This is a genomic window from Burkholderia lata, from assembly GCF_902499335.1.
Classification (GTDB): Bacteria; Pseudomonadota; Gammaproteobacteria; order Burkholderiales; family Burkholderiaceae; genus Burkholderia; species Burkholderia lata_B.
Genome location: NZ_CABVQK010000004.1, coordinates 434,155 through 451,839, shown reverse-complemented (window position 1 = coordinate 451,839; position 17,685 = coordinate 434,155). Strand labels below are relative to the sequence as shown.

Below are 17,685 nucleotides of genomic sequence, written 5' to 3'. Positions count from 1 at the left end.
GATGACCGGCGATACCCCGCTGACGATTTACCGCGACGTGGTGCGGCCCGAATGGGTCGACTACAACGGCCACCTGCGCGATGCGTTCTACCTGCTGATCTTCAGCTTCGCGACCGATGCGTTGCTGGATCGCATCGGCCTGGACGACGCCGCGCGTCGCGAGCGGGGCCGCTCGGTCTATACGCTCGAAGCGCACGTGAACTACCTGCACGAGATCAAGGAAGGCACGCGGGTGCGCGTCGATGCGCGCGTGCTCGCGCATGACGCGAAGCGGCTGCACCTGTATCTCGAGCTGTTCGCTGACGGGCATGACGATGCGGTATCGGCGAGCGAGCAGATGCTGCTGCACGTCGACACGCGCGACGGCGCGAAATCGGCGCCGTTCGACGACGACGTGGCCGCACGCGTGGCCGAGCTGCATGCATTGCAGCGTGATTGCGCGGCACCCGCGTATGCGGGCCGCGTGATCGGGCTGCCGCCGCGCCGATAGCCGGCGCGAACCTTCAACCGCGGAGCGCACACGATGCTCGAACCGGAAATCGCGACGTTCGTTGCAGCCGTCGACGCGTGGTATCCGGCCAACGCGGCGGCGCGCTCGCCCGGCGAGCAGCGCCGCCTGTACGACCGCTTCGCGGCCGAATGGACGCCGGCCGCGCTGCCGGCCGGCATCGTGCAGCAGGACGCCGTCTGGCATGCACCCGACGGCCGCGCGATCGCGTTGCGGCGCTATACGTCTGCACACGGCACGCCACGCGGCACGGTGCTGTTCTTTCATGGCGGCGGCTTCGTTGTCGGCTCGCTCGACAGTCACTCGCTGATCACCGCGCAACTGGCGGCCGATACGGGGCTCGACGTGATCGCGGTCGACTACCGGCTGGCGCCCGAGCATCGCGCGCCGGCCGCGCTTGAGGATTGCCTGGAAGTCACGCGCGCCGCGCGCGACGCACGCTGGCCGTTCGGGCCGTGTGTGCATCCGCTGACGCTCGCGGGCGATAGCGCGGGCGGCATGCTCGCAGCGGCCGTGGCCACCGCGTTGCGCGATGCGGGCGAAGGCGGTGTCGACGGCATCGCGCTCGTCTATCCGATGCTCGGGTTCGAACCGCAATCGCCCGCGCGCGAAACGGAAGCGCACGCGCCGATGCTGACGCTCGACGACGTCCATCGCTATCGCGCGCTGTATTGGGAAGGCGGCTTGCTCGATGCGCTGGGAGACGGCAACCCGCTGCTGCGCGCGTCGGTGCCGCTCGCGGCTTCGCGTTTCGACGGCCTGCCGCCCGTGCTCGCGATCGGCGCGGAACACGATCCGCTGCGCGACGATGCGCGCGTGTACGTCGAACGGATTCGCGCGGCCGGCGGTGCCGCGCACTACTGGATGGGAGAGGGGCTGGTGCACGGCTGCTGGCGCGCGCTCGGAACGAGTCCGCAGGCGGCACGGATGCACCGGACGGTCGGCGGGTTTCTGCTCGCACCACACGCGTAGCGGGCGTTTCCGGGAGGCAACGATGCAGGCAGTGCAACACCGTATCGAGGACTGGCGGACGTTTTCGGCCGAGGCGGCCATTGCGGCGGCGACGATTGGCGACGGCGCGGTGGACGTCGAATGGAGCGACACGCGACGATCGCCGTTTCATTTCGACTGGCTACGCGACAACTGCGCGTGTTCAGCCTGCGTGCATGCCGTCACGCGTGAACAGGTGTTCGAGATCGCCGATGCGCGCGAGGATCTCTCCGCGCTCACGGTGCATGTCGAAGCCGACGGCGCGCTGCATGTCGAGTGGAACGACGGACATCGCAGCGCGTGGTCGCCAGGCTGGCTGCGCGCGCATGCGTACGACGATGCGTCCCGAGCGGAGCGCCAGGCCGCGCACGGGCGGCACGTGTGGGCCGGCGACGACGCGACGGCCATCGGCGTGTTTGCGTGGCGCGACGTGATGGAGGACGACCACGCGTTGCTCGCGTGGCTCGCCGCGCTGCAACGCACGGGGCTGACGCTCGTCGAAGGCGTGCCGGCCGAGCGTGGCCGTGTCGACGAGATCGCGCGCCGCATCGGCCTGATCCGCGAGAGCAATTTCGGCGTGCTGTTCGACGTCGAATCGAAGCCGCGCCCGGACAGCAATGCGTATACGTCGCTGAACCTGCCGCCGCATACCGATCTGCCGACCCGCGAGTTGCAGCCGGGCGTGCAGTTCCTGCATTGCCTCGCGAACGACGCGACCGGCGGCGACAGCGTATTCCTCGACGGCTTCGCGCTGGCGGATGCGCTGCGGCGCGAGCATCCGGCCGATTTTGAACAGCTCGCGTCGACACCGTTCGAGTTCTGGAACAAGAGTGCGAACAGCGACTATCGCTGCTCGGCGCCGGTGATCGGGCTCGATGCACGCGGCAACGTCACCGAGGTGCGCGTCGCGAACTTCCTGCGCGGGCCGCTCGATGCGCCGGCCGGCTCGGTCGCGGCCGTCTATCGTGCGTACCGGCGGTTCCTCGCGCTGGCGCGCGAGCCGCGCTTTCGCGTGCAGCGCCGGCTGCGGGCGGGCGACATGTGGGCGTTCGACAACCGGCGCGTGCTGCATGCGCGCACCGAGTTCGATCCGTCTACCGGCCGCCGGCACCTGCAGGGCTGCTATGTCGATCGCGACGAACTGTTGTCGCGGTGGCGTGTGTTGTCGCGTTCGGCAGCTGCAGTGGCCGGATAGGCGGATCGGTTATTGCATAGAGACAGTTGCTGAAACATGACAGCCGACCCGATGGGTCGGCTTTTTTCATTTTCGCCGATGCCAATGCCACGCAGGCGAATCGGCGATGCCGTTCACCTTCGCGCACGATCATCGCGCAACACGCGTCAATCGGACGTGTCAGATTTTTATTGCTTCGTAGTATTTATGAAACGCCTTCCGTTTCTCGAAATTGTTTCGAATATGGTTCATCGATCTGAAAAGTACCAGCAAAATAACGATGAACGGAAAGACCTACCGCTTGGTGTATTCCAGGCTCCGGGAGATGGTGGTGGCTGTAGGGGAAACGGCTACCACTGCGGGGAAATCGGCCGGTGGCGAGACGCGTGCGCAACGGCGCGGCGTGTCGCGCGGCGCCGTCGTGACGACGATGGCCGCGATGTTCGGCGCGGCGCCAGCGATCATCCACGCGCAGATCGTACCAACGCCCGGCACACCGACGCACGTGATCCAGACGCCGAGCGGATTGCCGCAAGTCGACATCGCGAAGCCGTCTGGCGCAGGCGTGTCGGTGAATACGTACAACCAGTTCGATGTTCGGAAGAACGGCGCGATCCTGAATAACTCGCCGGCGATGGTCCAGACCCAGCAGGCGGGGATGATCAACGGCAACCCGAACTTCGGCCCCGGCCAGTCTGCTCGCATCATCGTCAACCAGGTCAACAGCACGTCCGCGAGCCAGATTCGAGGCTATGTGGAGGTCGCCGGCAACCGCGCGGAAGTCGTGTTGGCGAACCCGGCCGGCATCGTGGTCGATGGCGGCGGTTTCATCAATACCAGTCGCGCCACGTTGACGACCGGCCAGCCGTACTACGGTGCAGATGGTTCGCTGGCAGGCTATCACGTCGACCGTGGACTGATCACGGTCCAGGGTGCGGGTCTGAATGCCTCGAACGTCGATCAGGTGGACCTGATCTCCCGTGCCGTGCAGGTCAATGCGGCGATTTATGCGAAGGACCTGAACGTAGTCGGCGGTGCCAATCAGGTTGATCGCAATACGCTCGCGGCCACGCTGACTCAAGGCGAAGGTGCAGCACCGAGCGTGGCCATCGACGTCAGTCAACTGGGCGGCATGTATGCCGACCGAATCCTGCTGGTCTCGAACGAACATGGCGTGGGCGTGGCCAACGCGGGGACGATTGCCGCGCAGTCGGGCGACCTGACGCTGCAATCGAATGGCCAGCTCGTGCTGGGCGGCAAGACGAACGCGGCCGGCAATCTCACGATCGCCGCGCAGGACGGCATCGAGAATAGCGGCACGACCTACGGTGAGCAGAACGTCTCGGTATCGACCGCGGGTACGCTGGCGAATAGCGGCGCGCTAGCGGCGCTCCAGAACCTGAACATCGCTGCGGGCAACATCGCATCGACGGGCTCGCTGGGCGCAGGCGTGAAGGCGGATGGCGCGGTTGGCGGTAGCGGTGACCTGACCGTCGCGGCAACCGGTCAGTTGACAGCGACGGGCCAGAACGTCGCGGGCGGTAACCTTGCGCTGACGGGCAGCGGTGTCGATCTGTCGGGCTCGAAGACAGCCGCGAACGCAGACGCTTCGCTGCTTGTCCAGGCAGGCGATCTTGACCTGACGAACGCGACGATCAGCGCACAACGTGCGATCGACGCGCGCGCGTCGGGCATGCTGCGCAATGATCGCGGCACGCTGTCGAGTCAGGCCGGCATGACGATTCAGGCGGGCAGTCTGTCGAATCAGGGCGGGCAGATCTCCGCAGTCGGGTCGTTGGCGATCGACACGTCCGGGCAGGTCGCGAACCACGGTGGCACGCTGGTCACGGACGATGCGTTGACGTTGAAGGCAGGCGATATCGCGAACAACGCCGGCACGATGCAAAGCGGTGGTGCCCTGTCGGTGACAGGCGCCTCGATCGACAACACGGCGGGTCGGATTGTGTCAGTGAGCGCGGACGGTCTGTCGCTGTCCATGAGTGGCCAACTGACGAATGCCGGCGGCAAGACGGCGACCGGCGCACAGGGTGGCGTGATCGGCGGCAACGGCGACGTATCGGTACACGCGGGCACGGTCGTCAATCACAGTAGCCTGACGGCGCAGCAGGCACTGCAGGTCACGACGGCGCTGCTCGACAACCGCGACGGTGCGATCGCGGCGGATCGACTGAACGTGAAGGCAGCAGATCTGCACAACGCACACGGTACGCTCACACAGTACGGCAGTCGGGACACGACACTCGACATCAGTGGCACGCTGGACAACTCGAACGGCGGCACGATCCAGACGAACGGTGCGAACCTGACGTTGGCGCCGGCAACGCTCAATAACGCAAGTGGCTCGATCATTCACGCCGGTACGGGCTCGATGATCCTGATGCCCGGCCTCGGTTCCGGTCTGCTGGCGAACGTAGGCGGCTCGATCGCGAGCCGCGGAACGGTGGCGTTGTCGGCGGGCGCTTTCGACAACATCGGCGGCAGGCTGTCCGCGCTCGGTTCGGTGTCGGCCGGGATCGGCGGCGAACTGAACAACACGGGCGGCTCGCTTGCAGCCAGCGGCGGCGTGACGCTCGATGCAGGTTCAGTGATCAATACGCAAGGCGGCCAATTGAGCGGCGCGAACGTACAGCTTCGGGCGGATCGCCTGGACAACGACGGCGGCCGGATTACCGGTGCCGACGGCGATGTCGGCATCACAACGACCGGTGTGGTGTCCAACGCAGGCGGCAGGATCGGCGCGACGCGCAATTTATCGGTGAACGCGAGTACGCTCTCCGGCGGTGGCGCGTACAGCGCGGCGAACGATCTGGCGCTGACGCTGCAAGGCGATTTTACGAACACGTCGATGTACCGCTTCAATGCGGGCCGCAATCTGGCATTCACGTTACCCGGCACGTTCAGCAATGCCGCCGGCCTGATGAGCGTGAACAACCTGAGCATCGACGCCGGCGACATCGCCAACAGCGGCGCGATTGCGGCCGGTGGTCTGTTGCGTACGCAGTCGAACACGTTGATCAATACCGGCACCCTGGTCGGCGGCAGCGTATCGCTGTCAGCGGAGTCGACGCTCGCGAATGTCGGCCCGACCGCGCTGATCGGCGCGTCGGACAGCGACGGGCTGCTCGAACTGCTCGCGCAGAACATCGAGAACCGCGATGATACGACCGCGACCGATACCCCGGCGCTGACCGCGATCTACGGCCTGGGTCGCGTGGTGCTGGCCGGTGGCAAGGATGCGGCAGGCCAATACACGAAGGCCGGGCGGATCCTGAATCAGTCGGGGCTGATCCAGTCGGATGGTGACATGGCGCTGCATGCCAGTCTCGTGACGAACACGCGACGCGAGATGCAGACGGTATGGACCTCGCAGGTCGACTCGGCCCTGCTTGAGCGCTTGGGTATCAGTCTGAGCGGGCAGGTTGGCGAAGCGAACGTAAAAGACCCCGCGAACATCGGCGGTGTCTATGTCGAGCCGCCGCATGGCGGCAAGGACAACAGCGACTATCTGTACACGACCTACACGGGTACGCCGCTTGCAAACCTGATCTCGAAGATCAGTCCGGCGGCGCAGATCGTGGTGGGCGGCAATCTGGACGCCTCGTCGGTCGACACGCTCCAGAACTACTGGAGCCGCGTCACGGCGGCCGGTGACATCGCGATGCCCGGCACGCTCGATCAGGATAGCTGGAAGGGGCAACTCGCGCCCCAGCTCAAGGTGACGTACACAGGTCAGTACTGGTACCGCACCTACAAAGGCAGGATCTGGAGCTATTCGTTCTGCGATGCGCCCGGCTGCAATGCGCCGTCGGACGTGCGCGAGTACGCGCTGCCGAGCTACGAATCGAGTTTCGTCGCGAATGGCACGCTGAGCGGGACGGGCGTGGGTGTCGACAACCCGGCTGGGAACGCCGAAATTCCGCCGATCGGCTTGCCGCCGGGTGTTGACGTCGGAGCAGTCGGCGGCGGCATCGACTGGGTGATCGCCAGCGCGACGGCGGTCGACGTGCTGAAGAATCTGGCGATTCCGCAGGGCGGCCTGTTCCATCCGAATCCCGCGCCGAATGCCAACTACCTGATTGAGTCGAATCCGGCATTTACGAACACGCGCTCGTTCATGTCGAGCGACTACTACCTGCGGCAGCTCGGGCTGAACCCGGACCAGACGGAGAAGCGTCTGGGCGACGGCTTCTACGAGCAATGGCTGGTGCGCAACCAGATCACGGCGTTGACCGGCAAGGCGATGCTGGGGCCGTACACCGACATCGAGTCGATGTATCAGGCACTGCTGTCGTCCGGGGCGGAACTTTCGAAATCGCTCGATCTACCGCTTGGGATGGGGCTGTCGGCCGATCAGGTCGCGCAGTTGCAGGGCGACGTGGTGCTGATGGAGACGCGAGTCGTCGATGGGCAGCCGGTGCTGGTGCCGGTGGTCTATCTGGCGCAGGCAAGCCAGCAGGACATGAGCGGTGGCCCGTTGATCGCGGCCGGCAACATCGATCTGAAGAACGTCCAGTCGTTCTCGAACAGCGGCACGATCAGCGCGTCGAACAAGCTGTCAATCGACGGAAAAAGTATCGACAACCGCTTCGGCACGCTGCAAAGCGGCGGCCAGATGACGCTTGCGACGACCGGGACGGTCGATCTGACGTCGGCCAGTGTGAAGGCCGGCAGCCTGGCGCTGGTGGCGGGCGGCGACCTGATCCTCGATACCTCGACGCAGACGCGAAACCAGACGAATGCCGATGGCGCAACGCGGGTATCGACGACGCTCGGGCCGAAGGCAAGTATCGACGTAGTGGGCAATGCGGCGATCGTGACCGGTGGCAACTTCCTGCAGAACGCCGGTAGTTTGAATGTCGGCGGTGATCTGGGCATGCAGGTAGGTGGCGACTGGATGCTCGGCGCGCAGCAGGCCGGCGAGCACAAGGTGGTCGAGCGCGCGAACGGCGTGTCGGATACGGACATCAACCGAAGCACGGGCAGTTCGGTCAAGGTCGGGGGTGTTTCCGGTATCGCGGTCGGTGGCGATCTGACGGCGAAGGGTGCGCAGATCGAACTGGGCGGCGGTGGCGCGATCGTGGCCGGCGGCACCGTGACGCTCGGCGCGGCGAGCGCGACGTCGACCGTGAACAGCAACAGCTCGGGCAACGAAGGGAACCGCAGCTATGCGGAAACCTACCACTCGTCGGATCAAGCGCTGACGGGCACGACGCTGACGGGTGGCGACAACGTGGCGATCGTCGCCGGCAAGGACCTGAACGTGATCGGCAGCGCGATCAGCCTGGACAGGGGCAATGCCTCGCTGGCCGCAGCCGGCGACGTGAACATCGGCGCGGCAACCGAGACGCACGAACTGAATGCGCACGAAATGCACAGCCGCAGCGGCATATTAAGTGGAACGAAGATTGCGAGCGGGATCGACCAGACGATGACGCTGAATCAGGGCAGCCTGGTGTCGGCTGATGGTGTGACGATCGCTGCCGGCCGGGATCTGATCGTCCAGGGCAGCACGGTCGTCGGCACGAACGATGTTGCGCTCGGCGCGGTGCGCAACGTGACGATCACGGCGTCGCAGGATACCTTGACGTCGTCGAGCTACTACCAGAAGAAGGAAACGGGGCTGATGTCGGGCGGCGGGCTGTCGGTGTCGGTCGGCAGCAGTTCGCTCAAGACGACCAGCCAGACGAGCGACGTGTTGAACAACGCCAGCATGATCGGCTCATTGAACGGCAGCCTGAAAATCACAGCCGGGAACGATCTGTACGTGACGGGCAGTGATCTGATTGCGGCACAGAACATCAGCGGCACCGGTGCGAACGTGACGATCGACGCGGCACAGGACTTCGGCCATCGTGCGCAGACGCAGGAAATTTCGAAGAGCGGGCTGACGCTGGCGTTGAAGGCGCCCGTGATCGATGCGGTGTCGAACGCGGTCGGCCAGTCGCGTGCGGCGAGCCAGGGCCAGGATGGCCGCGCGGCGGCATTGCACGGGATGGCTGCGGCGAGTGCGGCTTGGGACGCGAACATGGCTGCCGGCGATCTGGTCAAGGCATTGGGAGCGGGCGAGACGCCGCAGTTCAAGGTGGAGGCCAGTATCGGCAGCAGTCACAGCAAGAGTGCCTTCAGCGAAGACAGCGTGACGAACCGCGGCTCGAGCGTGAACGCGGGCGGGACTGTGGCGTTTGCCGCGACCGGCAACGGGCAGCCGGGGAGCGGCAATGTGACGATCGCCGGTTCGGACGTGAACGCGAACGATGTGATCCTGGCCGCGAAGAACCAGGTCAATATCGTCAATACGACGGATACCGATGCGACGCGCAGCACGAACGAATCGAAGAGCGCGAGTGTGGGCGTGTCGGTGGGCACGGGCGGCTTTGGCGTGTCGGCGGCGATGTCGAAGGCCAATGGCGACGGCAACAGCGATCTGGCCACGCAGAACAACAGCCACGTGAATGCGGCGAACACGGTCACGATCATCTCGGGCGGCGATACGAACATCATCAGCTCGAACGTGAGCGGGAATCAGGTGAATGCCGACGTGGGCGGGAACCTGAACATCGCAAGCGTGCAGGACACGTTGTCGAGCGCGGCGCATCAGTCGAGTTCGGGTGGCGGCTTCAGTGTCAGTCAGGGTGGCGCCAGTGCGAACTTTAGCCAGAGCAAGGGCAACGCGACGGGCAGCTATGTGGGCGTCGCCGAGCAGGCCGGGATTCAGGCGGGCGACGGCGGCTTCAATCTCAACGTCAAGGGCAACACCGACCTGAAGGGCGCGGTGATCGCGAGCGATGCGGATGCGTCGAAGAATTCGCTGACGACCGGTTCGTTGTCTTTCTCGGATGTTCAGAACCAGTCGAGCTACGACGCGAAGTCGAGCGGGTTCAGCGCGGGCGCGACGACGGGCGACGGCGGGATGAACTACAGCACGCACGGCAGTGGGTCGGGCAAGAACATGGGCGGCGCGTCACCCATGCTCGGTCAGCACGAGAGCGGCAGCGATAGCGCGACGACGAAGAGCGGTGTGAGCGCGGGGGCCGTCACGATTACGGATTCGGCGAACCAGAAGCAGGATGTGGCGAGCCTGAACCGCGATACGACCGATACGAATGGCACGGTAGCCAGGCTGCCGGACATGCAGAACCTGCTGAGCAAGCAGGCGGAGATGATGTCGGCGGCCAGTGCGGCAGGTGAGGCGGTATCGCGTCGGATCGGCGATTTTGCTGACCAGATGAAGAAGGAGGCTACGGAGAATGGCGATCAGGCCGGCGTCGACGCGTGGAAGGAAGGCGGCGCGAACCGCGCGCTGATGCAAGGCGCCGGTGCAGCGCTGGTGACGGGGCTGGCGGGTGGGAATGCAGTCGGCGGTGCTGCGGGTGCAGCGATTGCGTCGATCGCAGCAGGCAAGCTGAACGACCTGAGTAGCGCGATCGAGAAAAGCGATCCGACTGGCAACGCCAATATGAATGAGGCGCTGGGCAATATCGTGGCGAACGTCATCGCGACGGGGGCTGGTGGGGTTGTGGGCGGTGAGTCGGGGGCGTTTTCGGGGTACAACGTTGATCGGTTTAATCGCCAACTTCACCCCGAAGAAAAGAAAGTCATACATGATTTGGCCAACGGCGACACCAACAAAGAACATCGTCTGGAAGCGGCGGGATGCGCATTAGTCCACTGTGCAGCGGGATACGCACCTGGCACGGCTGATTACGCAAAGTATTCAGCACTGGAGCAGGAAGGTGCAGGTTATACGATCGAACAGGCGCAACTGAAGAATTACAACGGGACGTACTTCGCGACTGCTAGCTACGGCGGCATGGTGAAGCAAACGCCGGGCGGCAGCTTGTTCCAGTACAGTATGACTGATGTGCAGAGGGACCAGAAATCGTGGTCGTCGGGAATGGCGGTCCAGCGGCCGGGATCTGTTGACTACGTGAGCATTCAATACAGTGCGGGAATTGGTGGTGGATTGACCATCAATGCACATAATGGAAACATTTACTATGGCGCATCTATTGCTGCCTCTCGTTCGGCAGGTGGAGCAATTACAGCAGGGGTTATTACAGATAACGTTGGTCAGTCCTCAGTCGACAAAGGGAAGCTGACCGATGCATTTCTTGCTGGTCAATCGGTCGGCGGAAGTGGATGCGCCTTTGGGGCGTGTGTAGGCGTCAATCACGCCATCGGTGGATCGACTGCGTTCGAGTTCGGGGTTGGCTTCGGTGGTTTTACGAAGATTCCCAATGTCAATGGAAATTCTGCGGCCGGTTATTCTGGCGAGATTCCCAATCCATTTGGGAAATGATCGAGCAAGGTCATGAAGAAATTCTCAGCAAAGAAAATTATTATTTTCCTCCTGTGGGCAGTGCTGGCGCTTTGGGTAATTTCCCGGACTCCAACTGGTTCCGTCACAAAAGAGAGGTTGGGTGTTATGGTTGTGGATATGGGTTATTTGTTCGGGAATTCGACAATTTTATCTCGGCATGAGAACGCAAAATCGGGCGCGGCTCTTGCAGTTTATGATGTGGATGCTTCAACTTTCAGCGATAAAAAATCAATCGCACTCAAAGAGTCTCTGAAAGAAAGGGGATGGACGTTTGCGGGCGAAGGCGATGGCGTATACGTGATGTGTAAGAGCGGAATGAAGTTTTCTATTTCTAGTGTGCCTAATAAAGAAGTTGTGAACGGATTGGAAAGGAGAACCTTTTCGGTAAGTATGGAATTCAATGCGGGAACTGAGGATTTCTGTCGTCGGAGAATGCACTGATCAGTTTAATAGGCAGCTTCACCCGGATGAGCTGAAGTGGGCGAAGGACAATGCGAAGTAGTTCTATGAGGAAAGGACTGGTCAGGCGATCACGGTGGCTCAGGCGCAGAACATGTTGTTGGTGAACGGTTATAGGTTGGTTGATGCTGCGGCGAGCAAGGGGCCGGGCGGGGATACAACGGCGGTAGCTTACATCAACCAGAATGGGGGGAGCCTGCTTACAAAGGATCAGTACTTTAACAATCCACTTATGTTCGGAAACAAGGATGGATCCTCGTCGCCTGAACAGACTGCACTATCAAAAAATTCCGGCACGCCAGCAGGCCCGGGATTGCGGGCACCGGACTATTCAGCGGCAAACGGTTCTGGCATGAGTCTAGCTTACGGATCCTCGGTGAATTTGCATGATGGCCAAATATACCTTGGAGGAGGGAAGGCCAATCCTCTTGTGCCGTCTGGAAATATTGTGTTTGGATATCTTTTATTTCCAGGCGATAACGCAACGATCGAAACAAATAACTTCCTTAACGGAGCGTCAATTCCATTTGGTGGCTGCATGTGTGGCGCTTGTGTAGGAATGAATCATTCGATCGGAGGGGGAACATCTATTGAGTTTGGAATCGGTATGCCGGGAATTTCAGGCGGCACTACCGTGTCGAAACCTGTCGGAGGCTCAAAATGGTGAAATATCAAACGTGGCTGCAATTTGCAGTGCTGCTGATTTTTATTATTGCAGTTGGGTCTCTTGTGCGTTCGTGTCAGTATGGACCTGCACAAACGCAATTGTTCGACCGATTATCGATGATGCGTAGCGATATGAATGCTGTCGTTGGTGGTGGTAGACGTATTGTTAATTATGATAATAATGAGAAAGCGACTATTTAAAGAGTCTATCTTATGCTAAGCATTGATCGGAATATTTGGACCATGAATTTGCAGTGTTCCTACGAAAATACGTTGCTAAAACGTGGATGGGTGATAATTTCGAGGAGGGGGAATGAGCTATCTTTTTGCAAAGATGGTGCTTTCGCATCTGTGGTGCCTCCGTCTGCTGATAGGAATGGATCGATAGGAATGACTTTCGATGCCGCAAGTATTTCTAGGTGCCTGAAAGCGCTGGCCATTCGTAATGAAAATTGATCGGTTCAATTGGTGGTTTCATGAGGAATAAAAAGCGAAAGGACAAAACTCTTGCGGAGAAGCTAACAGCTGAGAGCGGTGGGAAATATACAGAGCAGCAGATTCAAGAGTAAATGGCGCAAATGGATCTGGTAATGAGCGACGGAGGTGTACTGCTGGGCAATGTGCGCGTTGCATCGGGCGACAAGCCGCAAGACGGGACGGAGTGGACGCAATACGGCGCGAACAAGGCCGGTCAGACGGTTTGGACAAAGACGTGAACGATTGCTGCCGGAAAGCAAGCAGGTGTTTCATTGGGTAATGCGACAGAATTATCTCGATTGGTGGGATCTGTTTTTGATCCATCCACCAATCCTTGGTGGAGGGGGATACTTTAGATTAATTTAACGGGTCAAAGAAATGATGCTGGAAATTGGTGCGATAATAATTTCCATCGCAGCTCTATTGGTCACCTTTCTTCTCTTTGGGAGAGGCTTGGAGGATTCGTTTGGGGCGAAATTTCTATATTGGCTAAAATCAACAATGATGATGGCTCCGCTTTTGTTTGCATGGTTCGCTTACAACGAACCAACTGCGCTTAGTGCGATTGGTGCGTTAGTGAGCGTGGGTCTTGCTGCTGCCTTCACCTTCGGGCGCTCATATTTTCTTGCAATGCTGTAGTGCGGGGAAGTCAACAGAGGCGATGGACGCTACATACGGATCGGTTTAATCGGTAGTTAAAGTGGATCAAGGGCAGCGCGGCCAAATATGCGGAACAGAAAGGGATTTCGGTCGATCAGGCAACCGGCGATCTTATACGCAAGCGAATCGCCAGGTGCAGAATGGTTCTGCAGCCGAACTCGAATTTGCAAAGCTATATTCTGGAAAATTGCGGATCGGCACTGAATGGTGTGCCGAACATCGTTTATGGCCAAGCTGGCAAAAGCAGTTCAGGCTCCAATCTGACCGGGCCGTTGACGAAGTTCGACCCGTCGGATGCGAAATACGTGAGGAACACGACAGCAGACGCAGCGTCAGCAGTTTCGTCAAATGCTGGACGACTCGGTGCGACGGCGGCCACGGGTGCCGTGCTCCCAACACCGCTTGCACCGGCTTTCGAATTCATTGCATTCGGATCGACAGTTGCGGGGTGGGCCGCAGATTTTGTTGCGCAGATGGCTCGTCCCAATCTGGGGGCTTATGTGGTGGGCGGCGTTGTGGATGTGACGCTTGGAGGCGCTGCAAACAAGTACCCTCTGGCTGGAATTTTCTTTACTGAACTCGGGAACGGGATCAAGAGCACTGGCACGTTTAATGACGTTGGCGCCAAACTCAATGAAGCAGTTCGGAATCGAAAATGAAGATTATAGATAACGGTAATTTTGCACCCTGGTTTCGCATTGTCTTGTTGGCAACGGGTATAGCCGTTGCGGCTGGGTCATATTTTTTTCTGTCTGGGTTAAACATGTTCTTCGGTGTTGTCGTAGGAATGATAGTCATAGTCACCGGAACATACGCAGAGCGCTCAAATCTCCTGCATTTAAAGCCTTTCGGCAACAGTTACAGAAAAGCACACGACAGCTACAAGACGAAAGATGGCGACGAGGATACGAAGTGAAAACATTCCTTCGGGTGGCGGCGCTGCCGCTGGCCCTGGCCTCACTCGCTGTGAGCGCACAGCAGCATACGCCGACGTCGGCCGATGCCGCAGCCGCCGCGCGTGCCAACGCGGAACAACAACAGCAGTTGCAACAGCAACGCGACGCGCAGCAGCGCGAGGCGGCAGTCGATGCGCCGACGGTACGTTTGGAAGTTTCACGCGTCGAAACTTATTCCACGTTGCCGGAAGAAACGCCATGCTTCCTGATTGACCGATTCGTGCTGGAAGTGCCTGATTCCCTACCAGATCCAGTGAAGTCCCAAGCCGCATCGGCGCTCCCCCAGGACCGTTTCGCGTTCGCACGCGATTGGCTCGATCACTACACCGGCGCCTGCATTGGAAAACAAGGCGTCGATACGCTCGTCAAAAGCCTGTCGCAAATCATCCTGGCGCGCGGCTACGTCACGACGCGTGTGCTGCTGACGGAACAGGATCTGTCATTCGGCACGCTGACGCTTGTACTGATCCCCGGCGTGATCCGTCGCGTGCGTTTCGCCGACGACACACTGCGCGGCACGTGGAAAACCGCCTTCCCGACCCGCGACGGCGACCTCCTGAGCCTGCGTGATCTCGAACAGGGCCTCGAACAGATGAAACGCGTGTCGAGCCAGGACGTCTCGATGCAGATCGTTCCCGCCGACACGCCCGGCGAAAGCGATGTCGTGCTCGACGTGAAGCGCGGCAAGCCGTGGACGGTGGTCGCGTCGGTCGACAACTCGGGCACGCGCGCGACCGGCAGGCTGCAGGGCAACCTGTCGCTCGGCATCGACAACCCGCTGGGGCTCAACGACATCTTCAACATCGGCGTGAGCCAGGATCTCGAACTCGGCGACAAGGGCCTCGGCTCGCATGGCTGGAACGGCTTCCATTCGATTCCGTGGGGCTTCTGGACGGCGACGCTCTCCGCCTACACAAGCACCTACTATCAACAGATCGCAGGCGTGAACCAGACGTTCGTCGCAAGCGGCAACTCGAAGACGGTCGACGTAAAGCTGCACCGCGTACTCGCACGCAGCCAGAACGACGTACTCGGTATGCAAATCCGCCTGTCGCGTCGTTTTGGTCGAAGCTTCATCGAAGACACCGAGATCCCGCAGCAGCGCCGCAACAACACGTTCGTCGAAATCGGCCTGACCGATCGCCACTACTTCGGCGGCGCTCAGTTCGACGGCACGCTCGCCTACCGCCAGGGTCTCGGCGCGTTCGGCGCACAGGACGACATTCTCGCGCTGGACGGCGGCCCGACGTATCGCTACAAGATGGCTGTCCTCGACGCGAACCTGTCGGTGCCGTTCGCGATTGCGCGGCGGCCGTTCCGCTACGTGACGACCGTTCACGGTCAACATACCGGCAACACGCTGTACTACATCGATAACCTGTCGATCGGTAGCCGCTACACGGTGCGCGGCTTCGATGGCGAGACGATGCTGTCCGCCGCCCGCGGCTTCTACTGGCGTAACGAGTTGCAGGCGCCGATCAGGCAGACCGGGCACGCGGTCTATGCAGGTCTCGACTACGGTCGCGTGTGGGGCCCGCAACCCGTTGCGCTGGTCGGGACGCAGTTGGCGGGCGCGGCAATCGGGATCAAGGGGCGTGTCGGCACACGCTTCGGCATGTACGCCTACGACCTGTTTGTCGGCGCGCCGGTCTATAAGCCGTCGGGATTCGACACGGTGCGCTTGACGCTTGGTTTCCAACTGAACGCGCAGTATTGATCGTTCAACCGACGAGCGATTTTGGCGCGCATGCGAAAAAGCGCCCGGACGCCAGGCGCCCGGGCGAAGCCACCCGTTGCCGGGCGGCGGAGGTATGCGTTTCATAAAAAAGGACGAGCCCCGCAAGGGGGCTCGTTCGGACTTTCCTGCTTCATCGCGCGACGCGCGGCGCCCGCCGAGGGCGCATCGGCTTACTGGCCGAAGAAGATCGAGTCGCGTGCGTTCGACGATGCAGCCGGGGCGCCCGAGTGGACGGCCGGAGCCGGTTGCGCGCCGTAGCCGCTGGTGTCGGCACCATGAACACGCGCTTCGGCGCTCTGGATGTCGTTCGGGTAGTACGGGCTCGACACGCCCGGCTTGTAGCCGGCTTGTTCGAGCTGAACCAGTTCGTTGCGCACTTGAGCGCGGGTCACGGTGCTTTGAGCGAATGCGCCAAACGAAGCGGACAGGGCGGCAGCGGCAACGACTGCGGAAACGAGCGATTTCATGATGACCTCCGGTGTTTTATTGAGTTCGCTCTCGACACCATGTCTTAAGCGATTGACCAAATCTTAGTCATCGGAGGGTTGAGGGTAAACGCTGATTTTGACGATAAATTGTTTCCTGGGTGGTAACAGTGGCGCGTCGAATCAGGCTTTCAACCGGCTTTCTTTTCGGTTGGCGCAACAAGTATGAAGAATATTGCGGAGGGCGAAGCGCGGTTCAGCGCACCTCGGCCGCCGTGTCGAACGGCCGGCCCGGTGAGCGTCCGGCCGGCGCGCCCGAGCTGAGGAAGCGCACGCCCGTCGCGGCTTCCGATGCTTCCCACAGCAGGGCCGCCGAAGCCACGTCGCTTGCCGCGCGCGGTACGCTCGCGGGCGCCGGCAGCCCGCGCGACTCGAACCAGCCGGACGGCCCGAGATAGGCGCCACCGGCGAGATCGGGTGCGGTCGCTGCAAGAATCGCGGGCAGCGCGCCCTGGTCGGCCGGCTGGGCGAGATAACGGTTCGCGGCGCGCATCAGCGCGGCACGGGCCGGCGAACTGTCCATCGCCGGGCCTGCGAACTGCAGATTGGTCGCCGCGTAGCCCGGGTGCGCGGCCACGCTGATCCCGGAGAATGCCGCGCGCTCGAATCGGCGCTGCAGCTCGATCGCGAATACGAGATTCGCGAGCTTGCTGTCGCAATAGCGAGATAACGGTTGTAGCGGTGCTCGGCGCGCAGGTCGTCGACGCGGATCCGGCCGCCGCGGTTGAAGCCGCTCGACATCGTCACGACACGCGCACGGCGCGCGGCGCGCAGCGCGGGCAGCAGGTGGCCGGTCAGCGCGAAGTGGCCGAGATGGTTGGTGCCGAACTGCATCTCGAAGCCGTCGTGCGTATGGCGCAGCGGCAGGAACATCACGCCGGCGTTGTTGCAGAGGATATCGACGCGGCCATGGCGCTCGGCCACATCGGCCGCGAAGCGTGCGATCGATGCGAGATCGGCGAGGTCGAGCGCGTCGACTTCGACGCGAGCATCGGGATGGAACCTGCGGATCGCGTCGGCCGCCTGCTCGGCACGGGCGGCGTCGCGGCAGCCCATCACGACCGTCGCGCCTTTCGCGGCCAGCGTTTCCGCGAGCTGCCAGCCGAGCCCGCTGTTGGCGCCGGTCACGACCGCGACCTTGCCACCCTGCGCCGGGACGTGGCGCGCGCTCCATGCATGCATGTCTGCCTCCATCGGCGCGACCGGGCGGCCGCGGCACGTAATCATTACA

12 protein-coding genes and 1 pseudogene are annotated in these 17,685 nt (G+C 61.7%); 11 read left to right on the top strand and 2 right to left on the bottom strand.

Going from position 1 to position 17,685, the window contains the following annotated elements:
* Position 1: 1 nt before the first annotated feature.
* The 11 genes from BCO18175_RS12605 to BCO18175_RS12555 all read left to right on the top strand — a co-directional run bounded on the left by BCO18175_RS12605 (position 2) and on the right by BCO18175_RS12555 (position 15,948).
* Positions 2–490: a thioesterase family protein gene (locus BCO18175_RS12605; protein WP_174981096.1), complete on the top strand. Its 489-nt coding sequence runs from the start codon at positions 2–4 to the stop codon at positions 488–490.
* 33 nt (positions 491–523) lie between these two features.
* A complete protein-coding gene (locus BCO18175_RS12600; RefSeq protein WP_174981093.1) occupies positions 524–1,480 on the top strand; it encodes an alpha/beta hydrolase in 957 nt (318 codons plus the stop codon).
* A gap of 22 nt (positions 1,481–1,502) precedes the next feature.
* Positions 1,503–2,693 (top strand): TauD/TfdA family dioxygenase, encoded by a 1,191-nt coding sequence (locus BCO18175_RS12595; RefSeq protein ID WP_174981089.1) that lies wholly within the window; start codon positions 1,503–1,505, stop codon positions 2,691–2,693.
* A gap of 259 nt (positions 2,694–2,952) precedes the next feature.
* Entirely contained in the window at positions 2,953–10,992 is an 8,040-nt protein-coding gene (locus BCO18175_RS12590) for a two-partner secretion domain-containing protein (RefSeq protein WP_174981086.1), read from the top strand.
* 12 nt (positions 10,993–11,004) lie between these two features.
* Complete coding sequence (locus BCO18175_RS12585; RefSeq protein WP_174981083.1) at positions 11,005–11,454, top strand: hypothetical protein; 450 nt, start codon at positions 11,005–11,007, stop codon at positions 11,452–11,454.
* 112 nt (positions 11,455–11,566) lie between these two features.
* Positions 11,567–12,139, top strand: coding sequence for a hypothetical protein (locus tag BCO18175_RS12580; protein WP_174981080.1), 573 nt, complete (start codon positions 11,567–11,569; stop codon positions 12,137–12,139).
* Positions 12,133–12,339 carry a hypothetical protein gene (locus BCO18175_RS12575; RefSeq protein ID WP_174981077.1) on the top strand — a complete coding sequence of 69 codons (207 nt, stop codon included), beginning with the start codon at positions 12,133–12,135 and terminating at the stop codon, positions 12,337–12,339. Before BCO18175_RS12580 ends, BCO18175_RS12575 begins: the two co-directional genes overlap by 7 nt.
* 654 nt (positions 12,340–12,993) lie before the next feature.
* On the top strand, positions 12,994–13,254 hold the full coding sequence (locus BCO18175_RS12570) for a hypothetical protein (protein ID WP_174981074.1): 261 nt from the start codon (positions 12,994–12,996) through the stop codon (positions 13,252–13,254).
* Between the two features lie 161 nt (positions 13,255–13,415).
* The gene (locus BCO18175_RS12565; RefSeq protein WP_174981072.1) at positions 13,416–13,934 is read left to right on the top strand and encodes a hypothetical protein; all 519 of its coding nucleotides are present in this window, start codon (positions 13,416–13,418) and stop codon (positions 13,932–13,934) included.
* Positions 13,931–14,191, top strand: coding sequence for a hypothetical protein (locus BCO18175_RS12560; RefSeq protein WP_174980586.1), 261 nt, complete (start codon positions 13,931–13,933; stop codon positions 14,189–14,191). The genes BCO18175_RS12565 and BCO18175_RS12560 overlap by 4 nt, the downstream gene beginning before the upstream one ends.
* On the top strand, positions 14,188–15,948 hold the full coding sequence (locus tag BCO18175_RS12555) for a ShlB/FhaC/HecB family hemolysin secretion/activation protein (protein ID WP_174981068.1): 1,761 nt from the start codon (positions 14,188–14,190) through the stop codon (positions 15,946–15,948). Before BCO18175_RS12560 ends, BCO18175_RS12555 begins: the two co-directional genes overlap by 4 nt.
* 191 nt (positions 15,949–16,139) lie before the next feature.
* Here BCO18175_RS12555 and BCO18175_RS12550 read toward each other — a convergent pair whose 3' ends face one another.
* On the bottom strand, positions 16,140–16,436 hold the full coding sequence (locus BCO18175_RS12550; protein ID WP_039366237.1) for a DUF4148 domain-containing protein: 297 nt from the start codon (positions 16,434–16,436) through the stop codon (positions 16,140–16,142).
* Between the two features lie 214 nt (positions 16,437–16,650).
* Positions 16,651–17,636, bottom strand: a pseudogene (locus tag BCO18175_RS12545) (oxidoreductase).
* Positions 17,637–17,685 lie beyond the last annotated feature (49 nt).

Coding starts and splice junctions, on each gene's coding strand:
- BCO18175_RS12605 (WP_174981096.1), top strand. CDS start 2: ATGACCGGCGATACCCCGCTGACGATTTACCGCGACGTGGTGCGGCCC.
- BCO18175_RS12600 (WP_174981093.1), top strand. CDS start 524: ATGCTCGAACCGGAAATCGCGACGTTCGTTGCAGCCGTCGACGCGTGG.
- BCO18175_RS12595 (WP_174981089.1), top strand. CDS start 1,503: ATGCAGGCAGTGCAACACCGTATCGAGGACTGGCGGACGTTTTCGGCC.
- BCO18175_RS12590 (WP_174981086.1), top strand. CDS start 2,953: ATGAACGGAAAGACCTACCGCTTGGTGTATTCCAGGCTCCGGGAGATG.
- BCO18175_RS12585 (WP_174981083.1), top strand. CDS start 11,005: ATGAAGAAATTCTCAGCAAAGAAAATTATTATTTTCCTCCTGTGGGCA.
- BCO18175_RS12580 (WP_174981080.1), top strand. CDS start 11,567: ATGTTGTTGGTGAACGGTTATAGGTTGGTTGATGCTGCGGCGAGCAAG.
- BCO18175_RS12575 (WP_174981077.1), top strand. CDS start 12,133: ATGGTGAAATATCAAACGTGGCTGCAATTTGCAGTGCTGCTGATTTTT.
- BCO18175_RS12570 (WP_174981074.1), top strand. CDS start 12,994: ATGATGCTGGAAATTGGTGCGATAATAATTTCCATCGCAGCTCTATTG.
- BCO18175_RS12565 (WP_174981072.1), top strand. CDS start 13,416: ATGGTTCTGCAGCCGAACTCGAATTTGCAAAGCTATATTCTGGAAAAT.
- BCO18175_RS12560 (WP_174980586.1), top strand. CDS start 13,931: ATGAAGATTATAGATAACGGTAATTTTGCACCCTGGTTTCGCATTGTC.
- BCO18175_RS12550 (WP_039366237.1), bottom strand. CDS start 16,436: ATGAAATCGCTCGTTTCCGCAGTCGTTGCCGCTGCCGCCCTGTCCGCT.